Annotated in this window: 22 protein-coding genes; 11 read left to right on the top strand and 11 right to left on the bottom strand. The window is 64.6% G+C overall.

Features of this window, described 5'->3' with window-relative positions; genetic code table 11:
* Positions 1–9: 9 nt before the first annotated feature.
* Positions 10–885 (top strand): MBL fold metallo-hydrolase, encoded by an 876-nt coding sequence (locus IVA88_RS23030; protein WP_247499449.1) that lies wholly within the window; start codon positions 10–12, stop codon positions 883–885.
* 84 nt (positions 886–969) lie between these two features.
* On the opposite strand, the gene IVA88_RS23025 is transcribed toward IVA88_RS23030, so the two are convergent.
* The gene (locus tag IVA88_RS23025) at positions 970–2,022 is read right to left on the bottom strand and encodes a type II asparaginase (protein ID WP_247499448.1); all 1,053 of its coding nucleotides are present in this window, start codon (positions 2,020–2,022) and stop codon (positions 970–972) included.
* 336 nt (positions 2,023–2,358) lie between these two features.
* On the bottom strand, positions 2,359–2,607 hold the full coding sequence (locus IVA88_RS23020; protein WP_247499447.1) for a hypothetical protein: 249 nt from the start codon (positions 2,605–2,607) through the stop codon (positions 2,359–2,361).
* A 194-nt stretch (positions 2,608–2,801) separates the two neighbouring features.
* Here IVA88_RS23020 and IVA88_RS23015 point away from each other — a divergent pair, with 194 nt between their 5' ends.
* On the top strand, positions 2,802–3,272 hold the full coding sequence (locus tag IVA88_RS23015; protein WP_247499446.1) for a cupin domain-containing protein: 471 nt from the start codon (positions 2,802–2,804) through the stop codon (positions 3,270–3,272).
* A 15-nt stretch (positions 3,273–3,287) separates the two neighbouring features.
* On the opposite strand, the gene IVA88_RS23010 is transcribed toward IVA88_RS23015, so the two are convergent.
* On the bottom strand, positions 3,288–3,851 hold the full coding sequence (locus IVA88_RS23010) for a TetR/AcrR family transcriptional regulator (RefSeq protein ID WP_247499445.1): 564 nt from the start codon (positions 3,849–3,851) through the stop codon (positions 3,288–3,290).
* Between the two features lie 101 nt (positions 3,852–3,952).
* Here IVA88_RS23010 and IVA88_RS23005 point away from each other — a divergent pair, with 101 nt between their 5' ends.
* A complete protein-coding gene (locus IVA88_RS23005; RefSeq protein ID WP_247499444.1) occupies positions 3,953–4,324 on the top strand; it encodes a nuclear transport factor 2 family protein in 372 nt (123 codons plus the stop codon).
* A gap of 43 nt (positions 4,325–4,367) precedes the next feature.
* Here the strand turns inward: IVA88_RS23005 and IVA88_RS23000 are convergent, their stop codons facing one another.
* Positions 4,368–5,330: an alpha/beta hydrolase gene (locus tag IVA88_RS23000; protein WP_247499443.1), complete on the bottom strand. Its 963-nt coding sequence runs from the start codon at positions 5,328–5,330 to the stop codon at positions 4,368–4,370.
* A 115-nt stretch (positions 5,331–5,445) separates the two neighbouring features.
* Between IVA88_RS23000 and IVA88_RS22995 the strand changes: the two genes are divergently transcribed.
* Both IVA88_RS22995 and IVA88_RS22990 read left to right on the top strand, forming a co-directional pair.
* Positions 5,446–6,123, top strand: a complete 678-nt coding sequence (locus tag IVA88_RS22995; protein ID WP_247499442.1) for a nitroreductase — start codon at positions 5,446–5,448, stop codon at positions 6,121–6,123.
* A 390-nt stretch (positions 6,124–6,513) separates the two neighbouring features.
* Positions 6,514–7,104, top strand: a complete 591-nt coding sequence (locus IVA88_RS22990; RefSeq protein WP_247499441.1) for an NADPH-dependent FMN reductase — start codon at positions 6,514–6,516, stop codon at positions 7,102–7,104.
* Positions 7,105–7,109: 5 nt separating this feature from the next.
* Here IVA88_RS22990 and IVA88_RS22985 read toward each other — a convergent pair whose 3' ends face one another.
* The 3 genes from IVA88_RS22985 to IVA88_RS22975 form a co-directional block, all read right to left on the bottom strand.
* Positions 7,110–9,191, bottom strand: a complete 2,082-nt coding sequence (locus IVA88_RS22985; RefSeq protein WP_247499440.1) for a methyl-accepting chemotaxis protein — start codon at positions 9,189–9,191, stop codon at positions 7,110–7,112.
* Positions 9,192–9,303: 112 nt separating this feature from the next.
* Positions 9,304–10,089, bottom strand: a complete 786-nt coding sequence (locus tag IVA88_RS22980; protein ID WP_247499439.1) for a fumarylacetoacetate hydrolase family protein — start codon at positions 10,087–10,089, stop codon at positions 9,304–9,306.
* Between the two features lie 15 nt (positions 10,090–10,104).
* A complete protein-coding gene (locus IVA88_RS22975) occupies positions 10,105–10,713 on the bottom strand; it encodes a helix-turn-helix domain-containing protein (protein WP_247499438.1) in 609 nt (202 codons plus the stop codon).
* A gap of 101 nt (positions 10,714–10,814) precedes the next feature.
* Here IVA88_RS22975 and IVA88_RS22970 point away from each other — a divergent pair, with 101 nt between their 5' ends.
* Positions 10,815–11,297: a tautomerase enzyme gene (locus tag IVA88_RS22970; RefSeq protein ID WP_247499437.1), complete on the top strand. Its 483-nt coding sequence runs from the start codon at positions 10,815–10,817 to the stop codon at positions 11,295–11,297.
* A gap of 37 nt (positions 11,298–11,334) precedes the next feature.
* Positions 11,335–12,111 (top strand): crotonase/enoyl-CoA hydratase family protein, encoded by a 777-nt coding sequence (locus IVA88_RS22965; protein ID WP_247499436.1) that lies wholly within the window; start codon positions 11,335–11,337, stop codon positions 12,109–12,111.
* 9 nt (positions 12,112–12,120) lie between these two features.
* Here the strand turns inward: IVA88_RS22965 and IVA88_RS22960 are convergent, their stop codons facing one another.
* Entirely contained in the window at positions 12,121–12,558 is a 438-nt protein-coding gene (locus IVA88_RS22960) for a DUF1810 domain-containing protein (RefSeq protein WP_247499435.1), read from the bottom strand.
* Positions 12,559–12,792: 234 nt separating this feature from the next.
* Here IVA88_RS22960 and IVA88_RS22955 point away from each other — a divergent pair, with 234 nt between their 5' ends.
* Positions 12,793–13,743, top strand: a complete 951-nt coding sequence (locus IVA88_RS22955) for a DUF2778 domain-containing protein (RefSeq protein WP_247499434.1) — start codon at positions 12,793–12,795, stop codon at positions 13,741–13,743.
* Positions 13,744–13,809: 66 nt separating this feature from the next.
* A complete protein-coding gene (locus IVA88_RS22950) occupies positions 13,810–14,067 on the top strand; it encodes a hypothetical protein (RefSeq protein WP_247499433.1) in 258 nt (85 codons plus the stop codon).
* Between the two features lie 117 nt (positions 14,068–14,184).
* On the opposite strand, the gene IVA88_RS22945 is transcribed toward IVA88_RS22950, so the two are convergent.
* On the bottom strand, positions 14,185–16,041 hold the full coding sequence (locus tag IVA88_RS22945) for a tannase/feruloyl esterase family alpha/beta hydrolase (RefSeq protein ID WP_247499432.1): 1,857 nt from the start codon (positions 16,039–16,041) through the stop codon (positions 14,185–14,187).
* A gap of 484 nt (positions 16,042–16,525) precedes the next feature.
* Here IVA88_RS22945 and IVA88_RS22940 point away from each other — a divergent pair, with 484 nt between their 5' ends.
* Positions 16,526–17,095 (top strand): MarR family transcriptional regulator, encoded by a 570-nt coding sequence (locus tag IVA88_RS22940; RefSeq protein ID WP_247499431.1) that lies wholly within the window; start codon positions 16,526–16,528, stop codon positions 17,093–17,095.
* Between the two features lie 130 nt (positions 17,096–17,225).
* Positions 17,226–18,317 (top strand): TRAP transporter substrate-binding protein, encoded by a 1,092-nt coding sequence (locus IVA88_RS22935; RefSeq protein ID WP_247499430.1) that lies wholly within the window; start codon positions 17,226–17,228, stop codon positions 18,315–18,317.
* Between the two features lie 36 nt (positions 18,318–18,353).
* Here IVA88_RS22935 and IVA88_RS22930 read toward each other — a convergent pair whose 3' ends face one another.
* Positions 18,354–19,133: an ABC transporter ATP-binding protein gene (locus IVA88_RS22930; RefSeq protein WP_247499429.1), complete on the bottom strand. Its 780-nt coding sequence runs from the start codon at positions 19,131–19,133 to the stop codon at positions 18,354–18,356.
* Positions 19,121–20,176, bottom strand: a complete 1,056-nt coding sequence (locus tag IVA88_RS22925) for a dihydrodipicolinate synthase family protein (RefSeq protein WP_247499428.1) — start codon at positions 20,174–20,176, stop codon at positions 19,121–19,123. The genes IVA88_RS22930 and IVA88_RS22925 overlap by 13 nt, the downstream gene beginning before the upstream one ends.
* Positions 20,177–20,182 lie beyond the last annotated feature (6 nt).

The following is a 20,182-nucleotide window of genomic DNA, read 5'->3' as shown; positions in this document are numbered from 1 at the left end:
AAACAAGCAATGAGGCAGCTCAGGATCGGCGACGTCACCATCGATGCGGTGATCGAGCGGGAAGGGCCGTGGCGGCGGCCGCAGGATTTTTTCCCGGCCTATGACGAGGGCGTGTTCAAACGCCATCTGCCGACGATGGAGCCGGAGGTGTTCGACGCCGCGCGCGGCATGATGGTCATCACCTATCAGACGTTCGTGGTGCGGACGCCGCGCTACACCATTCTGGTCGACACCTGCACCGGCGAGGACAAGGGCCATCCGCCGCCGTTCGACTTTCCCGGCAAGGAGCGCTGGCGCAACGAATTGTTCGCGCTCGGTATCGGCTTCGAGCAGATCGACTACGTCTTCTGCACGCATCTGCATGTCGACCACACCGGCTGGAATACGACCTTGCGCGACGGCCGCTGGGTGCCGACGTTTCCGAATGCGAAATACGTCTTCCACAAGCGTGAGTATGCGGCCTGGGAGGCCGAGCACGCCAAGGGCAGCAATCCGCCCGGCACCGTCTTTCGCGACAATTGCCTGCCGATCGTCGAGGCCGGGCAGGCGCTATTGGTCGATGATGATTATGCGTTGGATGACACCGTCACGCTGACGCCGACGCCGGGGCACTCGCCCTGTCATTGCTGCGTGAACATCTTCTCGAAGGGGCAACGCGCGGTGGTCGCCGGCGATCTCATGCATCACCAGATCCAGTGCCGCGAGCCGGACTGGTCGGCCAAGCCGGATTGGGATGCGAAACAGTCGGCGGTGTCGCGGCGAAAGTTTTTTGCTTCCGTCGCCGACACCGACACGCTGATTCTGCCGATTCATTTTCCGGCGCCGACGCTCGGGCTGATCAAGCCGCTCGGCGCCGCCTTTGACTATCGTTTCAAGCGGGATTGACCATCGCCTCGCCGTCATGGCCGGGCTTGTCCCGGCCATCCACGACCTTTGACGAATTCGTGGAGCGACCGCGCTTCGGACACTCTAGTAAGAGTAGAACATCCGCTGGATCTCCTTGGTATCAGTCGTCTTGGTCAGCGCCAGCATCAGCAGGATGCGCGCCTTTTGGGGATTAAGCGTATCGGAGACGACGAAGTCGTGTTCGTCGTCCTTGGCCTCGCCGTTGCGCGCGACGATGCCGTTCCCGACACGGCTGCTGCGAACGATCACGACACCCTTCTTGCGGGCCTCGTCGAGGGCCGGCTCCACCGCGGGCCGAGCCAGGCTGCCGTCCCCAACGCCGGCATGCACGATCCCCTTGGCTCCGGCGGCGACAAAAGCGTCGATCGCGACCCGGTTCATGTTGGCGTAGCCGTAGACGATGTCGACTTGCGGCAGGACATCGAGGCTGGAGACGTCAAATTCGGAGTCCGCCGTGTGCCGGCGCGTCGATTGACGATAGAAGTACGGCTTGTTGCCCTGCATGTAGCCGAGAAAGCCGAGTTCAGGTGTGCGGAAGGTGTCTGCCGTCGAGGTGTTGTTCTTGGTGACATCGCGAGCCGCGTTGATCTGATCGTTGAGAGCAACGAGCACGCCCTTGCCGACAGCCTCGTCACTGCCTGCGAGGATCACCGCATTAAAGAGATTGATCGGCCCATCCGCGCTGATTGCGGTCGACGGCCGCATCGCGCCGACGACGACGACAGGTTTCTTGCTCTTGACGACCAGGTCTAGAAAATAGCTGGTCTCCTCGATCGTATCGGTCCCGTGCGTGATCACAATTCCATCGACGTCGTCCTGCGCGAGAAGCGCGTTGACGCGCTTTGCGAGCTTGAGCCAGTAGTCATTGTTCATGTTCTCGCTGGCGATCTGGAAGACCTGCTCGCCCTTGACGTTAGCCACCGTTTTCAGTTCGGGGACCGCGTTCAGGAGGGTCTCTATGCCCACCGTGGCGGCGGTGTAACCGACCACGGTGGTGCTGCTCGCCCCGCTGCCGGCGATCGTACCGCCGGTTGCCAGGACCATGACGTTGGGCAGACCGGGGCCCCTCGCATTCGCGACGTCAAGACTGATGAGCAGCGCGAAGAGCAAGCTCATTGTCGCCATTGCGTGATCCCGCACTCGAAACTGCCACATCTCGACTTCCTTTTCCTAGATGGCCTCGTTGATGCGCCCCGGTTCGCTCAGCACGGCATGATCCGTCAGTCGAGGCCTGCTGTCTAGTGTGGCGCAACCTTGGGATGATTTGGTCTGGCGCGCGGCACGCGCGGGGAGGCGGCAAAAGTTCTGCGCCTCTGTTGCTCGAAAACAGGAACGTGAATGCCCGGGCCTTCGCCTCGCCGAAGAGGCTTCGGCCTCGCAGGCGGGATAAGCCCGGGCAGCACGATCTCGTGGAGCAGATGTCGCTAAGGCAACAACAAATTCGCAGCGCGATTACGCGCCGACTTCGCACTTCTTCATGAAGCTGTTCTTGGCGGCACCGGCGAGCGGCTTGCCTTCGGCGCTGACCGCCTTGGGCGCGCAGGCGTCAGCCTTGCACTTTTTCATGAACGAGGTCTTGGCGGCACCAGCCAACGCCTTGCCGTCCTTGCCGACCGCCTTACTTTCGCAGGTGTCTTCCGCGAAGGCCGAACCCGCTGCAAAGGTGGCAACGATCGCAGTCAGCAAAATCCGCTTCATCATGATTGTCTCCCTAAACCAGAAATGGCGCCCGGATTGGAACCGGGAATCGTGGCGCAATCAAGCTGGATGAGCGTCTGTGGTCCGGTCTATCGGCGATTTTTCGAGCGCGAGGCCCACCGTCTGCTGCAGTGCTCGCTGACCGGGCCGGGCGACCCTGCTAGCTTCGGGCGAGTTTAGCCGGAGGGAGCATCGTGATGGACGCCGTGATTCCGAAAGTGCCGCAAGCCGCCGCAGATCAGCATTCGCATCTGGTTCGGCCGCAAGAGATGGAATGGCAGAAGACGCGCTTTCCCGGCTGCGAGGCCAAGACGCTGCTGTTCGATCGCAGCAGCGGCCTGATGACTGCGTTGATGCGCTTTGCGCCGGGATCGGTGCTGCCCGATCACGAGCATGTCGGCGTCGAGCAGAGTTATGTCATCGAGGGCGCTCTCGTCGACAACGAGGGGCCGGCCAGGGGGATCGCCTGCAAGGCCGGCGAATTCATCTGGCGCGAGGCGGGCAGTCGGCACGCCGCCTGGTGCCCGGAGGGCGCCTTGATTCTGGCGATCTTCCAGGTACCGAACAAGTTCTTCGAAGCCGACGGCCGCGTCGTCGATGCCGCCGGTCAGGATTGGGACCAGACGTGGGGGCACACCGGCGCGCAACGGGCGCGCAGCGTGCAATAGGCGGCTCTTCGCAGCTCAAGTGCTGTCATCGATGCTTCTGACGAGCATCGTGACCTGAATGGCGATCAGCCGCCGCATCTCCTTGCCGTTCCTGGCCGTTTCGCGCAGCCCCCGCATGCCGAACACCAAGCATCGCGCCAGCACCTCCGGCTCGTCCGCTATCCCAGCGGCCTTCACCTGATCGCGGATGAGGTCGGCGACCAAACATTGGAAGTTGTCGTAGACCGTCCGGACCGCCGGGAAACGGAGGTCGAAGAGATCTGCCGAATCGGGATGCGCCTCGATCAGGTCGAAGCCATGCGATCCCCAGGATTTGCAGGCGTGGAGCAGCTTGGCGTAAAGGCCGTCGAGGCGCGCGATGGCGGCCCGGATGTCGCGATGCTTCTGCTCGTCCATTCTCCGGATCACCGCCGCAAACACGGCGTCCTTGTCGGGGAAGAGCAAATAGAGCGCCGGCCGCGACATTCCCGCCTCGGCGGCGATGTCGCCCATTGTCGTGCGGGCATAACCGTAGCGCGAGAACACCTCCGTCGCAGCCTCGAGGGCTAGCTCCTCTTTCGAAATGCTGGAACGAGCCATGAGCCTCACGAACGTCGGAACCGCGCGTCGCCTATATTGACAAAATATCGACAATTGTCAATTTGTCGGAAGCGGCATGAAGCCATGAGAGGTTCTGTGACATGAACGATGAAGCGCGATTGAAAACCTGGAACACCTATCAGGCGGCGTGGGGACCAATTGACGAGGACGAGCGGCGTCGGCTGCTCGAGCAAAGCGTGGCGGCGGACTGCGTGTATACCGATCCGGGCTCGCAGATCGAGGGACGTGACGCCTTGCTGGCCCGCATCGGTCAAACCCAGCTCAAGTTTCCTGGCGCGCATTTCAGGAATGACAGCTTCCTCGAACACCACGGGCAGGGGCTTTTTCGCTGGACGATGTACGACGGCGCCGGTCGCGTGTTCGTCACGGGCGAGAGCTTCGGCCGCTTCGGCGACGACGGCCGGCTCGTTCAGGCGACGGGCTTCTTCGAGGTGCCCGCAGCCAAGGCCTGACCGCTGGCCGGCAGAGGTCGATACTGCCCTCCGGTCATGGCCCTCAGACGCCGCGCGCGAGAAGCGCCTTGAAGTCCGCACGTGCACGCTGCGCTTCGGCGCGCGCCACCTCGGAGGCATCGCCGAGACCAAAATAACCATGGATCAGGCCGGGCCCTTCATGGTGCTTCACCCGCACGCCGGCGGCTTCCAGCGCCCGTGCATAGGCGGCACCCTCGTCGCGCAGGGGATCGAACCAGGCGGTGGTGACGATCGCGGGCGCGACGCCGGCGAGCGAGGTCGCGCGTAGCGGTGAAACTCGCCAGTCGGTCGCGTGCGAGGGATCGGCGAGATAATGACCGCAAAACCACTCCATCACGGCGCGGGAGAGGAAGTAGCCTTCGGCATTCTCGGCGCGCGAGGGAAAGCGTGCGTTCTCGCGCGCGTCCGCATAGCTGCCGAGGACGTCCGTCACAGGATAGACCAGCAGTTGCGCAGCGAGCCTGATGCCGGCGTCGCGGCAGGCGATCGCGGTGGTGGCCGCGAGATTGCCGCCGGCGCTGTCGCCGGCAACGCCGAAGCGTTTTGCGTCGCCGCCAAATTCCGCGACGCGGCCAAACACGTCGCTGACCGCGGCAAAGGCGTCCTCGAACGCGCCGGGAAAGCGCGTTTCGGGCGGGCGGCGATAATCGACGGAGACGACGACCGCGCCGGTCTCGATCGCAAGGTTGCGCGCCTGCCGGTCGTGGGTCTCGAGGTCGCCCGCGACCCAGCCGCCGCCGTGGAAGAACACCACGGTCGGCGCGGGCGTGGTGCCGACCCGGTAGACACGTGCATCGAGCGGGCCTGCCCCGCCTTTCACCTTGATATCCGCAACCATGTCGACCGGCGGCGGCGGTATGGCCGCGCGCGAGGCAGCCAGTGCACGCAAGGAATCGCGGGCGCTCTGTGGCGTCATCGTCGTGGCATCGCGCATCGGCAGCAGGGGAATGATCTGGGCGATGACGGGATCGAGCGGTGCGGCCATGGGGTCCTCACAGGGTTCTTGGTCTTGCTTGCGGGTTAGCATAGATTTTGCGCGCCGCATCGGCAACCGCTCGCATGTTGGGTGCCAAGGGATGAACGGGCAGGGAGGCCTTGAGGTGGAATTCGAAACGCTGGTCCAGTCGCGCCGTAGCGTGCGTGGCTTCAGGAACGAGCCGGTGCCGCGCGCGGTGATCGAGGCGATCATCGACAGCGCCAAACGTGCGCCGTCGTCGATGAACACCCAGCCCTGGCATGTCCACGTGCTCGCAGGCAGGCCATTGGAACAGCTGCGCCGACGCAACATGGAGGAAATGGTCGGCGGCGCCAAGGTCAAGCGCGACATCGTCAGCCACGGCGAGTACCAGGGTGTGCACCGGACGCGGCAGGTCGACGTCGCCAAGAAACTGTTCGGCGCAATGGGGATCGCGCGGGATGACAAACCGATGCGCCAGGACTGGGTGCTGCGCGGCTTCCGCCAGTTCGACGCGCCGGTCTCGCTGGTCTTGACCTATGACCGCGTGCTAGATCCCGGCGCGGTCTGTCATTTCGATCTGGGCGCGCTCTGCTACGGCATCGTGCTCGCGGCCTGGGACCGCGGTCTCGGTTCGGTGATCAACGGGCAGGGCATCATGCGGTCCGACATCGTGCGCGAGGTCGCAAACATTCCGCAGGACGAGGTGATCATGACCTGCGTCGCGATGGGTTATCCCGACGACAACTTTGCCGCGAACGCCGTTCGCTCGGATCGCGAGGGCAACGATGATTTCGTTCGCTACGTCGGCTTCGCCGAGTAGTGCACGCAGAGGAGATTATTCTCTCGCGAAATTTTTAGTGCTGAGCGCTTGGCGGCCTCTTGCAATCTCGATCATGCAGGAGGAACAATGTGCGCACTGAGAGGTTTGATGCTGGCGCGAGGGAATTGACATGCGGCGGCTGGCTAGCCTGGTTCGACGGTTCTTCGGTCCGCGAGTGCGGCGCCCGATCGATGATGATCCAACTCTTCCTTTCACGGCCGAAGAGTTCAGCAGGCTGATCCGCAGCGGCCGGCACGAGGACATGAAGCTGCTGGCGGAAGGACTGGCCTGCCGGTCCATTCCGCACCGCGCCAGACATCGCGCTGCACACTGAAGCGCCGCTGACAAAGGAGCCACTCCGCGCTCCTGACTCGTGCTAGACCACCGGCCATGAGCAATCGCATCCTCGTCCTCTACGGTTCCTACCGTTCCGACCGCATGGGCATTCGCCTTGCGAATTTCGTCATCGATCGCCTGCGCGGCCGCGGCGACGACGTCGTGTTGATCGACGCCAAGGCGATCGGCCTGCCGATGCTCGATCGCATGTACAAGGAATATCCCAAGGGCTCCGCACCCGAGGCGCTGGAGAAGCTCGCCGGAGAGATCCGCGGCGCCGACGGTTTTGTCTTCGTCACCGGCGAATACAATTGGGGAATCCAGCCTGGTCTGAAGAATCTCACCGACCATTTCCTGGAGGAATGGTTTTGGCGTCCGGCCGCGATTGTCAGTTATTCCGCCGGCCGCCTCTCCGGCGCACGCGCTTCGACCGCATGGCACGGCACGCTTTCGGAGATGGGTATGGTGGTGGTATCGAGCACCATCGGCGTCGGCCCGATCGCGCAGACGCTGTCGGAGGCGGGCGAGCCGATCGGCGAGGGCGGCAAGGCGCTCGAACGCGCCTTCCCGCGCTTTGCCGATGATCTCTCGTGGTGGATCGAGGCCGCCAAGGCCCAGCGGGCGCGCAAGGCGCCGCCGTATTGAGCGCCTTACGCGGCCCTGACCTCACCGAGGAAGCGGTCGAACTGTCCGGCGAGGTCGCGTGACTGGGTCGAGAGCTGCTCGGCTGCGCCCAGCACCTGCCTCGCGGCCGTACCGGTGTCGTCGGCGGCGCGCTGCACGCCCGATATGTTGGTGTTGACCTCCTGGGTGCCGCGTGCGGCCTCCTGGACGCTGCGGGCGATCTCCTTGGTCGCCGAGCCCTGTTCCTCGATCGCGGCCGCAATCGCGGTGCCGATCTGGTCGATCTCGCCGATCACGTCGGCGACGTTGCGGATCGCGGCCACCGTCTCGTCGCTCGCGGCCTGGATCGCCGAAATCTGCTCGGAGATTTCGGTGGTGGCCTTGGCGGTCTGGCCCGCCAGCGACTTCACCTCGGCAGCCACCACCGCAAAGCCGCGGCCGGCATCGCCGGCGCGGGCGGCCTCGATGGTGGCGTTGAGCGCCAGCAAATTGGTCTGCTCGGCGATGCTCTGGATCAGCGTCACGACGTCGCCGATCTTTTGCGCGCCCTCGGCGAGCGTGCGGGCGGTGTCGCCGGTGCGGCGGGCGTTGTCGACGGCGCGGGCCGCAATCACGGTGGACTGGGCCACTTGACGGCCGATCTCCGAGATCGAGGAGGTCAGCTCTTCGGTGGCGCTCGCGACGGTCTGCACGTTGGTCGAGGTCTGCTGCGAGGCGGCGGCGACGACCGCGGCCTGACTGTTGGTCTGGGCCGCCGTCGAGGTCATCGACTGCGCCGTGCTTTCCATGGTGGAGGAGGCCTTCGACAGGCCGCCGACGAGCTCGGTGACCTTGGCTTCGAACGCGCGGGTGAGCCCGTCGAGCGCCTGTGCGCGGCGCATCTTGCCGTCGTTCTCGGCCTGCTTTTCCGCCGCGAGCCGGTCGGCGCGGATCATATTGTCCTTGAACACTCCGACAGCCGCGGCCATCGCGCCGATTTCGTCGGAACGGTCAGTGCCGGGAATCTTTTCCGCAACATCGCCCTCGGCGAGCCGCGACATCCGCGTCGTCAGGCTGACGATCGGGGCGCAGACGCGGCGGCGGACCATCACGACAAGGCCGACGCTCGCAATCAGCACGGCAGCAAGGCCGAGCAGCGCGATGGTGAAGCTCGTGCGCGCAGCCGAGGAAGCGCCGGCGAGGATATGTTCGGCGTTGTCGTAGAAGGCGTCCCGGACCTCGATGATGGTGCCGAGGCCGCGCTGGGTGGCGGTGTAATAGGTGTCCATGTCGTGTTCGTACTTGCCGCTGACCGCACCGTCCTTCACCAGCTTCAGCTCGCGGCCGAACTCCTCGATATAGACCGCGTTGAACTTCTCCAGCGCGGCGGCGACGTTCGCCGGAGTTGCCGGATTGCCGCGCAATTCCAGCAGCGCCATCACGATCTGGTCGTTGCGGCCCTGTGAGCGGCTGATCTCGGCCTTCTCGGTGTCCGTTGCCGGCTTGTTGCCTCCGACGAGATTCTTGTGCAGGCTCGAATTGAAGCCACCCACGTCGCGCAATGTCATGGCGATGTTGGCGTAGCTGGCCTGCCGATAGGCATCGCCGTTCAGGATCGCCATGCGCCGGACCTGTTCGTTGAGCAGCGCGGTCACGCTGCCATTGAGCACGGCGTTGTCGGCGACGATCTTCTTCGCCGCGTCCTTGCGCGCCTCCGGCGGCCCGGCCATCGCCTTGTCGATGGCCTCGCGCAGCGACGTGAATTTCGAATTGATGCCGTCGATGCCGCCACCGATGGTGTTGCCGTCGTCGAACGGGCCGGGCAGGTCCTTGCGCAGCGCGTTCATCCTGTCGCGGGCGCCGTCGGTCTGCTTGCGCAGCTTGCCCTGCTCGGCGAGCTGCGCCGGGTCGACCGTGGCAGGGCCGTAGAGGATGTTGGTGGAAAAGCCGCGCTCGGGATTGAGATAGCGCGGGATGTCGCTGACGGCGCGGACGATCGCGAGCCGGCCCTGGGCTTCGGTGATCCGCTCCATCGTCTGGTACTTCGTCACGGCGACGTAGACGGCGAGGCCGCCGCCGACGGTCGAGAGCGAGACGATGGCGGTGGTCAGAAGCGTACCGATTTTCATGATCTGTCCGGCAATTGGCGCGGGGAGAATATTTGCCCGGACAATAGGCAGGCGATGTTAATCCCGGGTTTACGCTGATGACCGCGGACAACCGCGCGCTGGGTCCGTCCGTCTAGGCGTAGGTCGCGCTTACGGTTCCCAGCGGACCGAAATCGGCGACGTAAGTCTCGCCCCGCTTCGGCCGCAGCATGCCTGTCAGCGTGCCGGTGGAGATGGTCTGGCCGGCCTTGAGGCCGATGCCGGTTCGTGACAGCTCATTGGCGAGCCAGGCGAGCGGCACCAGCGGATGATCGATCGCCTCTGCAGCGCTGCCGCGTCGTCTCTCGGCGTCGTTGCAGTTCAGGACGACCTCCTGATTGGCAATGTCGCGTTTGCGCCAGTCCGCGATGGGCTCGCCAAGCACGATCGTTCCCGATCCGGAGCCGTCGGCCATGATCGCGGGCATCGGGGGAAACGCCGCGTCGTGGACGAAGCGGCATTCGGCGAGCTCGATGCCGGGATGCAGCGAAGCGACGGCATCGCCGACCTCTTCCACCGCATAGGGCTTCGCGCGCGGCGGCAGGTCAGCGCCGAGGCGGACCTGGTACTCGACCTCCGGAATCGGACTGCATTGCTTGATGTGTTCCACGCTCGCGGGCGAGGTCTTGATCAGTGGCGCGAACACCCGCCCATAGATCGGCGTGGAGATGCGAAGCTGGCGCTGGAGCCCGGGTTTCATGCCGGCGATCTTCCAGCCGACGACGTCCCAGCCCAATTCTTCTTCCACCATCTGCGCGACGCGGTACGCCGTGTCGGCATCCGGCGGTACCAGCCGGTGCTCGAGGCCGCTTTGCTGCCGGCCCGCGCGGCGCAGATCGGCGAGATGGCGGGCGAGTTCGCGTTGTCGAGCGAGATCCATCGGTGCGTCTCCATTCTATCCTGGTGTGCGGGCGAGGGCAGAGGACAGAACCGTCTCCAACTCCTCTTGCACCCGATCGAGCGCGTCGGCGCTGCGATTTGCGCGGCACATTGCGACCGTGCCTTCGATCGAGGCGACGACCAGCGTTGCAAGCCGCTCCGCGCGATCGGCGGCCACTCCCTCGCGCAGGAGGGCTGAGCGCATGATCTGTCGCCAATCGGCGAACACGCCGTCGGCAAGATCGAGCAGATGCTGTTGCGCCGTCTTGTCGTCCTTGTCGGAGGCTTCTCCGACATAGCGGTCGACGGCGACCGCGAGCACGGGGCAGCCGGCCTCGAAGCCGGTCGCTTCCAGCTGGCGGCGCCACGATGCGACGAAAGCTCGCAAGCCACCGATCACGCCGCGTTCCTTCATGGCCTTCTCCAGGGGAATCGACACCTGCTTGCCGGCAAAGGTCACGGCCGCGGCGATCAACTGGCGCTTGCCGTCCGGGAAGTGGTGACTGATCGAGCCGCGTGGCGTTGCCGTATGGCGGACGACGTCGCGCATGCTGGTGGCGTTGATGCCGCGCCGGCTCATCAGGTCGGCGGCGCCGGCGATCATCTTGTCGCGCGTGGTGGTCATCGGAACTTCCGTAGTTGGCGTGCTTCATCTAGACTATGACGCTTGACATAGGCAAGTGCCACTGCGATATGACGCACGTCATAATCGCGGAAAGGGATACGTTGACCATCATCACCGTGACCGCACCCGCCGGCCGGCTCGGCCTGGCGCAGCGCCGCTGCCTCGCCAAAAGCCTGACCGACGCCGTGCTCGCGCCCGAGATCGGCCAGCATGCGCCGGCGGCGCGAATGGGCTTTCAGGTGCATTTCCATGACCTGCCAGCCGACTGCATGGCGATCGGCGGGCGGCTCCTGTCCGACCAGGAAACGCCCCGCGACGTGATGACCGTCAACATCGCGGTGATGAACGCGGCCTGGCCTGCCGAGGTGCGAGCGGAGGTGATCCGCAATGTGCTGGCGCGGCTTGCGGAGGCCTGCGGCATGCAGGCGCCTGCGCCAAGCTGGTGGGTCAATTTCGAGATCATCGAGGAGGGAAGCTGGGGATCGCGCGGCGGCGTGCTCTCGATCCTCCAGCTCCTGGATTCCGGCGTATTCACGCCGCAGCGGATCGAGGCTATCCGCGCGGCAATTCAGCCGGCGACCTGATTTGCCGACACCGACGACCAATCCGGAGAGAAACGAAATGAGCGAAGGTCAGATCCGCACCCAGATGCACGGCCATGTCTTCAAGATCGTCATCGATAACGCAGCGAAGAAGAACGCGTTCACGCCGGCGATGATGGAGCAATTGTCCGATGCGCTGACTGAGCTGGACGACAATGAGGCCTATCGCGTCGGCGTGGTTTGCGCCGAGGGCAGGGATTTCACCGCCGGTCTGGACATGCCGAAATTCTTCGGCCCGACTGCGGAGAAGCGCAATATCAGGGAAGGCAATGTCGATCCGTTCGGCCTTGCCAAGCGCTGCCGCAAGCCTGTTATCACCGCCGTGCAGGGCATCGTGTTCACGATGGGCATCGAGCTGATGCTCGCCGGCGACATCGTGGTCGCCGCCGCCGATGCGCGCTTCTGCCAGATGGAGTCCAAGCGCGGCATTGCGCCGCTCGGGGGCGCGCATTTCCGCTTTCTGTCGCGCGCCGGCTGGGGTGACGCGATGTATCATTTGTTCCTGTGCGACGAGTTTTCAGCCGAGCGCGCCCACACGATCGGTCTCGTCCAGGAGGTTGTGCCGGCGGGAGAGCAGGTCGAGCGGGCGATGGCGCTCGCCGCCATCATCGCGCGCAATGCGCCGCTCGGTCTCCAGGTCACCAAGGAAGCCGCGGCCAAATATATCGAAGGCGGCGAGGCGGCGGCGATCGCCTATATCCCGACAATCCGCGATCGCGTGCTTGCCAGTGCCGACGCGAAGGAGGGCATTCAGTCCTTCATCGAGCGTCGCGCGGCGGTCTTTCAGGGGCGCTGATCCGACGCGCTATGTCGGCCGATCGAGCTTCGACAGGATCTCCAGCGTAGCGCCGTCGCGCTCGCCGGAAAAAAATCGGGCGAGCGCCTCGTCGAAAACGGGTTCGTCGGACACAGCGTCGAACAGCGTCATCGACGAACGGAATTTGGTGTCATCGGGCGCGCCGAGGATGGCGTTGATGGTCCGGCCCTCGACGGCAAGCACGAGCCTCGTGCATTCGATCAGGCGCGGACCGAGGATGGGGTGGCCGAGGTAGGCCTTGGCCTCGGCGCGGGAGGCGATGGCGTAGCGCTGCGACATGGCGCTGAAGCCCAGGCCGGCGATCTGCGGGAAGACGAACCACATCCAGTGGCTCTGCTTTCGACCCCGGATCAGCTCCCCCTGGATGTCGCGATAGACCGGGTCCTGGGCCCGGACAAAGCGAATAAGGTCGAAAGGATCGGTCATTAGATACCTTGGGATGCCTGCTGAACCCTTGCCGAACCTTGGCTGAACCCCTTGCCGAATCCTTGTCGGCCGCGATTATGCCTAACTTTTGGCTCCCAATGTGGTAGCTGGTACAGAGTCTCCGGGTGGGGGTGGGTCTCCCTGGGGGTCGATTTTGGGGATCTGATGGTTTCCGACCGCGCACAAGCCGAGAGGCTATTGTCGCGCCGCCGTATTGGGCGAGCCGAGACGATATTGCTGTCTCTGGCTGGCGTCGCGCTGGCGCTGGGCGCTGCCGCCTGGGTCGCGGATATCGGCGATTCGGCCTCGCTGGTCACCGCCGCACTGCCGCCGGCCAATGCGCCCTCGTTCGATGATCGTTTCGCTTCGGCGTCCGGCAATCCGCCCGCCCGCGAGCTCGGTCTGCGGACGCTCGAGCGCTCAGCGGTAAATGCGGTCCAGCTCAAATTACGCGACGCCAAGGCGATGCTCGCCCAGAAGCTTCAGGGCGACGATTGGCGCTCGACCCTGACCGACGACGACCGGCACGTGGTTGACGAGAGGAGACCCTTGCAACAAGCCGATGCCGTCCCGATGCCGCGCTCGCGCCCGACCCAGGCAGACTTCTCCGCCCAAATCGCCTCGAGCCAAGCCTATGCGGAGACCAACCCCAGGATCGACAACCGCAACTTCTTCGAAAAATTCACCGACAAGATCAAGCTCGCCTCGCTGACGCCGGACAGCGGCCTGTTCGGCAAGGCGCCGGATCTCGCCGCGCTCGGTTACGATTCGCGGACGGCGGTCTACGACATCTCCGCCAAGGCGCTCTACCTGCCGAGCGGCGTCGCGCTGGAAGCGCATTCCGGCATGGGCGCGCTGATGGACGATCCGGAGCACGTCGACCAGCGGATGGTCGGCGCAACCCCGCCCGCGACCTACGACCTGAAGCCGCGCGAAAAACTGTTCCACGGCGTCCGCGCGCTGCGCTTGACGCCCACCGAGGGCACCAGCGCGCTCGGCCGCGTCGGCCTGCTCACCCACAATTACATGCTCGGGCCGCGTGGCGATTCCAACGGCTGCGTTTCGATCAAGGACTATGATCGATTCATGAAGGCTTACGACAATGGTGAGTTCAACCGTCTGGTCGTGGTGCCGAGGCTGAGCCCATCGGCGACCGCCTCGCAGCGCGCGAGCACCGACTCCTGATCTTTGTCTGCCACGGCGGGGCTGCCGTTTTCCCTTCGTTAAGCCGTCATCCTCCAGAAGCAGCCCATGAGTGATCCGCAAAATTCCGAGACCCCGCTGCGCACGACGTTCAAGATCAAGCTGAACGGCGACACGCTGGCGATTGCGACCGTCGGCCAGGCCTATCAATTCCTCACCAACTTCAAGTCGGTGGAGTGGATGGAATTCCGCTCGCTGCACGAGGACGCGGTCGCCGCGCTCGAAGGCGCCGCCGACGACGCCATGCTCGTCGTGCAGGCGACCAACGCCGTGCGCGCGCTGTTCGTGAGCGCCAAGCTGCTCTAGGAGCGGCTCCTTCCATCCGTCATTGCTTGGAGTGCGATCGTGCGCACTCTTGCGCATGCGGCGCGCGGCAGAACCGCGCGCCGTGCTAGTTGAGCTCGCTAACGAGTCTGTACGGGATCAGTGCCTGTCGTCTCCGCGTCCGTCATCATCGTCATGGAAATTGTGGTCGCCGCCCGGCTTGAAGCCGGGGTCGATGCAGGCGAAATTGCCGGCATCGTTGGTCATGCCGCTGCCCTTGTAGGCGGCGATCTTTGGATAGACGCACAGCGGTCGTGTGCCGCCCGTCGGGAAGTTCATCGCAATTCGCGGATCGAAAACGCCGCCGCTCGGATAGGGCGAGGTGGCGTTGGTGTTGGTCGCCACGATGCGTTCCGGCGCGATGTCTTTCTCGACCCAATCGGTGATGGCCTTGAGCTCGTTCGCCGCGAAGCTCGTCGTGGCCGCGCCGCCGCCGCAATGGGCCATGTTCGGCACCATGAACAGCCGGGCGAAATCGGTCGCGCGACCGCTCGTGTGCCGGTCCATGTTGCGATACCAACGCGCGATCGCGGCGCCGGAGAATATGCCGTCATTGACCGAGGAGGAGATGATCAGTTTGCCGCCGCGCGCCCTGAATGGACGCAAATCGGTCGAGACCGCGGCCATGAAGTCCATCGCGCTTTCGGGATAGGCCTGAGTCCTGGTGAAGATCTTCGGCGCGTCGGTGTCGAAATTGAAGCGGAACACGAAGGCTTCCTGTCCGTTCGGCCCGTTGACCGGCGTGACCACGGGCGGCGTCTGGAAGATCATCGGGATCGCGCCCGCACCGAGCGTCAGATTGATCGCGGTGTTGACGCCGGGCACCGGCGCGGTGACGACATTCCAGAAACCCCAGCCCGCGCCGGGGGCGGTGGGCGGCGTCCAGATGCCGGCATCCCAGAACCAGTTCGAATAGAGCCGCTGCCCCTTGGAGTTGACCGGCCCGGCATAGATCTTCTTCAACGCGTCCACTTGCGCGTCGGTCAGGCAGGTGCCGCCATGGGGCGTGCTGCCGTGCGAGCCGGTGCCGCAGGTGTAACTGGCGAGTGCCGGATACACCTTCTTCGCGGTGCAGGCGTGATAATTGTCGATGATCCCGTCGACCAGTCCGTCGAGGGCGTCGCAGGCGCTCAGGATCGCGGCCGAGGCGACCTGGAGGTCCTGCTGCGGAAACGTGTCGGGAATGAACGGCTGCCCGTTGATGTCGGTGCTGGTTGCGAGCTTGCCGAGCACTTGCTCGTTCCAGGCCTCCGCGATGCCCGCCTGCGGCAGGTTGAATCCGGGATTTTGCTGAATCACGCCGTCGAACAGCCATGGCGATCGCTGCGAGGCAACCATCGCGTCGCGACCGCCGTTCGAGCAACCCATGATGTAGGAATGGACGGTCTCGAAGCCGTAGAAATAGGCGATGATCTGCTTGGAGATCATCGCGGTCTTCTCGATGCCGTTGTAGCCGTAGTCCCTGCGCGCCTGGGCGTCGATCGCGAAGTGCGCCGACCCGCCGGCATTCGGATCGTCGTCCTGATGGCCGCCGACGACGTTGCTGGCGCTGTCTTCATGGCCGCCGTCATTGGCCGCGACGGCCCAGCCCTGGCCGAGCTCGACACCCGCGGCGCCTTGCGGGTCGGCCTGGAGGCTGCCATCCGTGCCGCCGCCGCCCATCATCTCGAAGCGCCCATGCCAGGTATTAGGCAGGTTGAGCGCAAAGCCGATCCCATAGGTGAAGTGGTCTGGGTCCTGGGTCGAGACCCGCTTGTTGATGATGCCGATCACGTTGCAATAACCCGATTTCTGGGTCGCGCTCAGGATCTGCGTGTTCGGCAGTGTGAGGCCGGTGAGCGCCGTGCAGGACGAGCGCGGGGCAACGCCGCTCGGCGGCAGTCCGTGCGCAATGGCTTGTGAGCCGAGCGCCGTCCAACCGGCCACGATCGTCGAGGCGAGAAGTAGTCGTTTCATGTCATGCCCTCCCAGTTTGATGATGGTCCGAACAGCGGTCGTCCACGCGGCATCGTGCGGCGCCGGCCCTGGCTGTGGGCGTCGTCGCGGCTGTGAGCGATGTCGCTGTTGATTGAGAATTCGGGGTCGTCGAAAGGCCGCGAACTCCGCGATGCGAAGCACGAGACAACGCGCGGACGTAGGCGATCGTCTCGCCGCGATGCCATGGCATGCGGATCGTTGCCCATCCCGGATGAAGACAAGGACGTTAGCTCCCCTGAAGCCTGCTCGTGCGTTGGCAGGTTTTCCCGATCCTTAAGCGAGCGATGTTGACGTGTCAACATGACGCACTGCGCGAGTTCGCGATGCAACCTCTCGTCGAAGCTGTACCGGCAAGGCAGGTCGCTCTGCTTCCCGATCCGGGTCGAGTGCGATAGTCTTGGCGATCGAATCCCGGAACACCCGGGCTGATGCCGCTGCGCCGGCGTGTGAAAGATGGTCGTCGATGGAGCGGGAGAAGGCTGGTGTCAGGAAGCGATCCGCCAAGGCAGCCCAGCGCAGTGCGCCCGTTGCAAAACCGTCAGTTGCCAAGCCCTCGCGGTTCGCGCCGCGCTCGGCACTGGCCGCAAAGCCAGCCCGGCCAAGGCTGCTGGCCTCGGTCGATCTGTCCCGTTCGCTCGGCTATCGCCTCCGGCGGGCGCAGCTCTGGGTGTTCAAGGATGTCAGCCGGCGGCTCGCAGCCTTCGACATCAGTCCGGCGCAGTTTTCCGTGCTGTCGGTGATCGAGGCCAATCCGGGCGTCAACCAGCTCGCCATCGCGCAATCCTTATCGATCGAGCGGGCGGGGCTTGGGCGGCTGGTGGATCATCTGGAGCGGCGCGGCGTGGTGCAGCGTTCGGCCTCCGCCATCAACCGCCGCTACTATGTGCTGTATCTGACGGAGACCGGCACCGCACTTCTCGGCCGCCTGCGGCCGGCGATCGCCGAAAGCGAAAAGGCCCTCGCGGCCAAGATCGGAGTTCGCGCCTTCAAGGAATTGCAGCGGGCGCTGTCGATCTTCCTTGAGGATGCCTGAGCGGCCTCGGCGCCCGCCGCGGTTCGGCCTTTCTGTCAGCTTGAACTCCGCATCCGGAACGGGCAAACGGTCGGCCAGGACCCGTGGCAAAGGCCATCAACTCAAGCTGATCTCAAGGGAGAGACCCATCATGAAACGCCGTACATTCCTCACGGTCGGCGCGGCCGCCGGCGCGACGACGCTGGTTGCCGCACCTGCGATTGCGCAGTCGATGCCCGAGATCAAGTGGCGCCTGACCTCGAGCTTTCCGAAATCGCTCGACACCATCTATGGCACCGCGCAGACCTTCGCGAAATACGTCGCTGAAGCGACCGACAACAAATTCCAGATCCAGACCTTTGCGGCCGGGGAGATCGTGCCGGGCCTGCAGGCGCTCGACGCCGTCAGCACCGCGTCCGTCGAGATGGCGCAGACGCCGCTCTATTTCTACATCGGCAAGGAGCCGGCGCTGGCCTACGCGACCGGTGCGCCGTTCGGCATGAACCATCGTCATCAGGAGTCCTGGTGGCATTTCGGCGGCGGCGCCGAGCTCACCAACGAGGCGCTGAAACCGTTCAAGGCCCACGCCATTCTCTGCGGCAATTCCGGCACCCAGATGGGCGGCTGGTTCCGCAAGGAGATCAAGACCGTCGACGATCTCAAGGGCCTCAAATTCCGCATCGCCGGCATGGGCGGTCACGTGCTGGCGCGGCTCGGCGTGGTGCCGCAGCAGATCGCCGGCGGCGACGTGTATCCTGCGCTCGAGAAGGGAACGATTGACGCCGCGGAGTTCGTTGGTCCCTATGACGACGAGAAGCTCGGCTTCCAGAAGGTCGCAAAGTACTATTACTTCCCTGGCTGGTGGGAGGGCGGCGCCATGCTGCACATGATCGTCAATGACGAGAAATGGGCTTCGCTGCCGAAGCAGTATCAGGCGATCGTCAACCAGGCCGGCTCGGCAGCCGGCGCCTGGATGCTCGAAAAGTACGACAGCGTGAATCCGGCGGCGCTGAAGCGGCTGATCGCCAATGGTGCAGAGCTGAAGGCATTTCCGCAGCCGGTGCTGGAGGCCTGCTACGCCGCGACCCAGGAGCATCTGAACGAGCTCGCCGCCAAGAGCGAGCTGTTCAAGCGCACCAAGGAAAGCCACGACGCCTATATGAAGGAACTGCTGTTCTACACGCAGATTGCGGAGAATTTTTACGACAATTATCTGCTCGGCAAGATGCGCAACAAGACCTGAGCGCAAGAGGGGCGCGGTGCTTGCGCCGCGCGCAGGCTACGGGGTAAGCCCCAACTTCGCATAGATCCGCCGTGCATAGGCGCCGAACGCGTCCGTCGTCTTGAGCGGAAGGTCGCGCGGGAAGGGCAGGTCGATCGGGAAATAATCGGCCATCTTCGCCGGGCCCGCGCTCAGCACGGCGCAGTGCGAGGACAGGAACACCGCCTCCTGGATCGAGTGCGTGACGAAGACGATGGTCTTGCCGCTCTCGCGCCAGATCCGCAGCATCTCCAGATTCATCTGCTCGCGCGTCAAGGCGTCCAGCGCGCCGAACGGCTCGTCCATCAGGATCAGTTTCGGGTCATGAATGAAGGCGCGCGCGATCGCCGTGCGCTGCTGCATGCCGCCGGACAGCTGCTGCGGATATTTCTGCTCGCAGCCGGCAAGCCCGACCAGATTGAGCAGATCGCGCGCCCGCTCGTGCGCGGCCTTCATCGGAAGGCCGACGATCTCGGCCGGCAGCAGCACGTTGTCCAGGACGTTACGCCACTTCAAGAGCAATGCCTGCTGGAACACCATGCCGATGTCACGAGCCGGATCGAACGGGCTTGTGGCATTGCCGATCTTCACCGTGCCGCCGTCGGCGGCGTGTAGCCCGGCCAGAATCTTCATCACCGTTGTCTTGCCGCAGCCGGACGGGCCGACCAGCGAGACGAGCTCACCTTCCTGCACGTCCATGGTGACGTCGGAGACCGCCAGGAATTCGGCACCGCCGCTGCGGTAAACCTTCCGGACGCCTTGCAGGCTGATGAAGGGCTCTTCGGTCATGCCAGCCATTTGTCCAAGTTGGCGCCTACGAACGCGTCGTCGCTGAGGTCGGCGTGCTCCCGGTACACGCGATCGATCTCGTCCTTCTGGCCGGGGCTCAGGCCCTCCTTTGGATCGAGGCACCACAGGCCCTGCATCAGACCCTGCCGTCGCAGCACCTCATGGCAGCCGGCAATGCAGCCGTGAAAATTATTGGCGACGTCGAAGAAAGCGCTGTTGCAGTCGGTGACGCGGGCATCGAGCGCGAGCAGGTCGGCCGGTACGCTATCCCTGTGCCGCGCCGCCTTGCAGCGCTCGAACTGTTTTATGGCGCTCGCGGTCCAGACCGACCAGTGGCCGAGCAGGCCGCCTTTGAAATAAGCGCGCGTGGTGATTCCGTTGTCGCGCAGATCGAACGGCAGCATCAGATCGAGCAGGATGTGATCGTCATTGCCAGTATAGAGCGCAACGCGGTCAAGCGCGCCGGCCGCCGCGACGCCGCGCAGAACATCGAGAGTTTTGTAGCGATTGAACGGCGCAATCTTGATCGCGATGACGTTGTCGATCGAGGCAAAGCGCTGCCAGAACCGGCTCGACAGGACCACGCCGCCGACCGCCGGCTGAAGGTAGAAGCCGATCAGCGGGATTTCGGCTGCGATCGCTGCGCAATGCGCGATGATCTCGTCCTCCGACGCGTTCTTCATCGCAGCGAGGCTGAGGAGCCCTGCGTGATAACCGATGTCGCGCGCGGTGCGGGCTTCAGTGGTTGCCTGCCGGGTGGGGCCGGCAAGGCCTGCGACCATCGCCAGCGGACGTTTGGTCCAGTTCGCCGCCGTCTCGGCGGCGAGCTCGAGCACGGGACCGTAGAGGCCGACATCGCGGATCGCGAACTGCGTGGTGTGCACGCCGACCGCAAGGCCGCCGGACCCGGCGTCGATGTAGTAGCGCGTCAGCGCGCGCTGGTGCTTCTTGTCGAGCTGACGTTCGGCGGTGAGCGCGAGGGGATGTGCCGGCAGCACGGTGCCGTCGGCGATCAGCTTGCGGACTTCGCTGTTGATCTGGCTGTGGTGCATGATGTC

Origin of the sequence: Bradyrhizobium sp. 149, assembly GCF_023073915.1 — a bacterium.
Lineage (GTDB): Bacteria > Pseudomonadota > Alphaproteobacteria > Rhizobiales > Xanthobacteraceae > Bradyrhizobium.
Note: the sequence above shows the minus strand (reverse complement) of the source record. Positions and strands in the feature narration are given on the sequence as shown.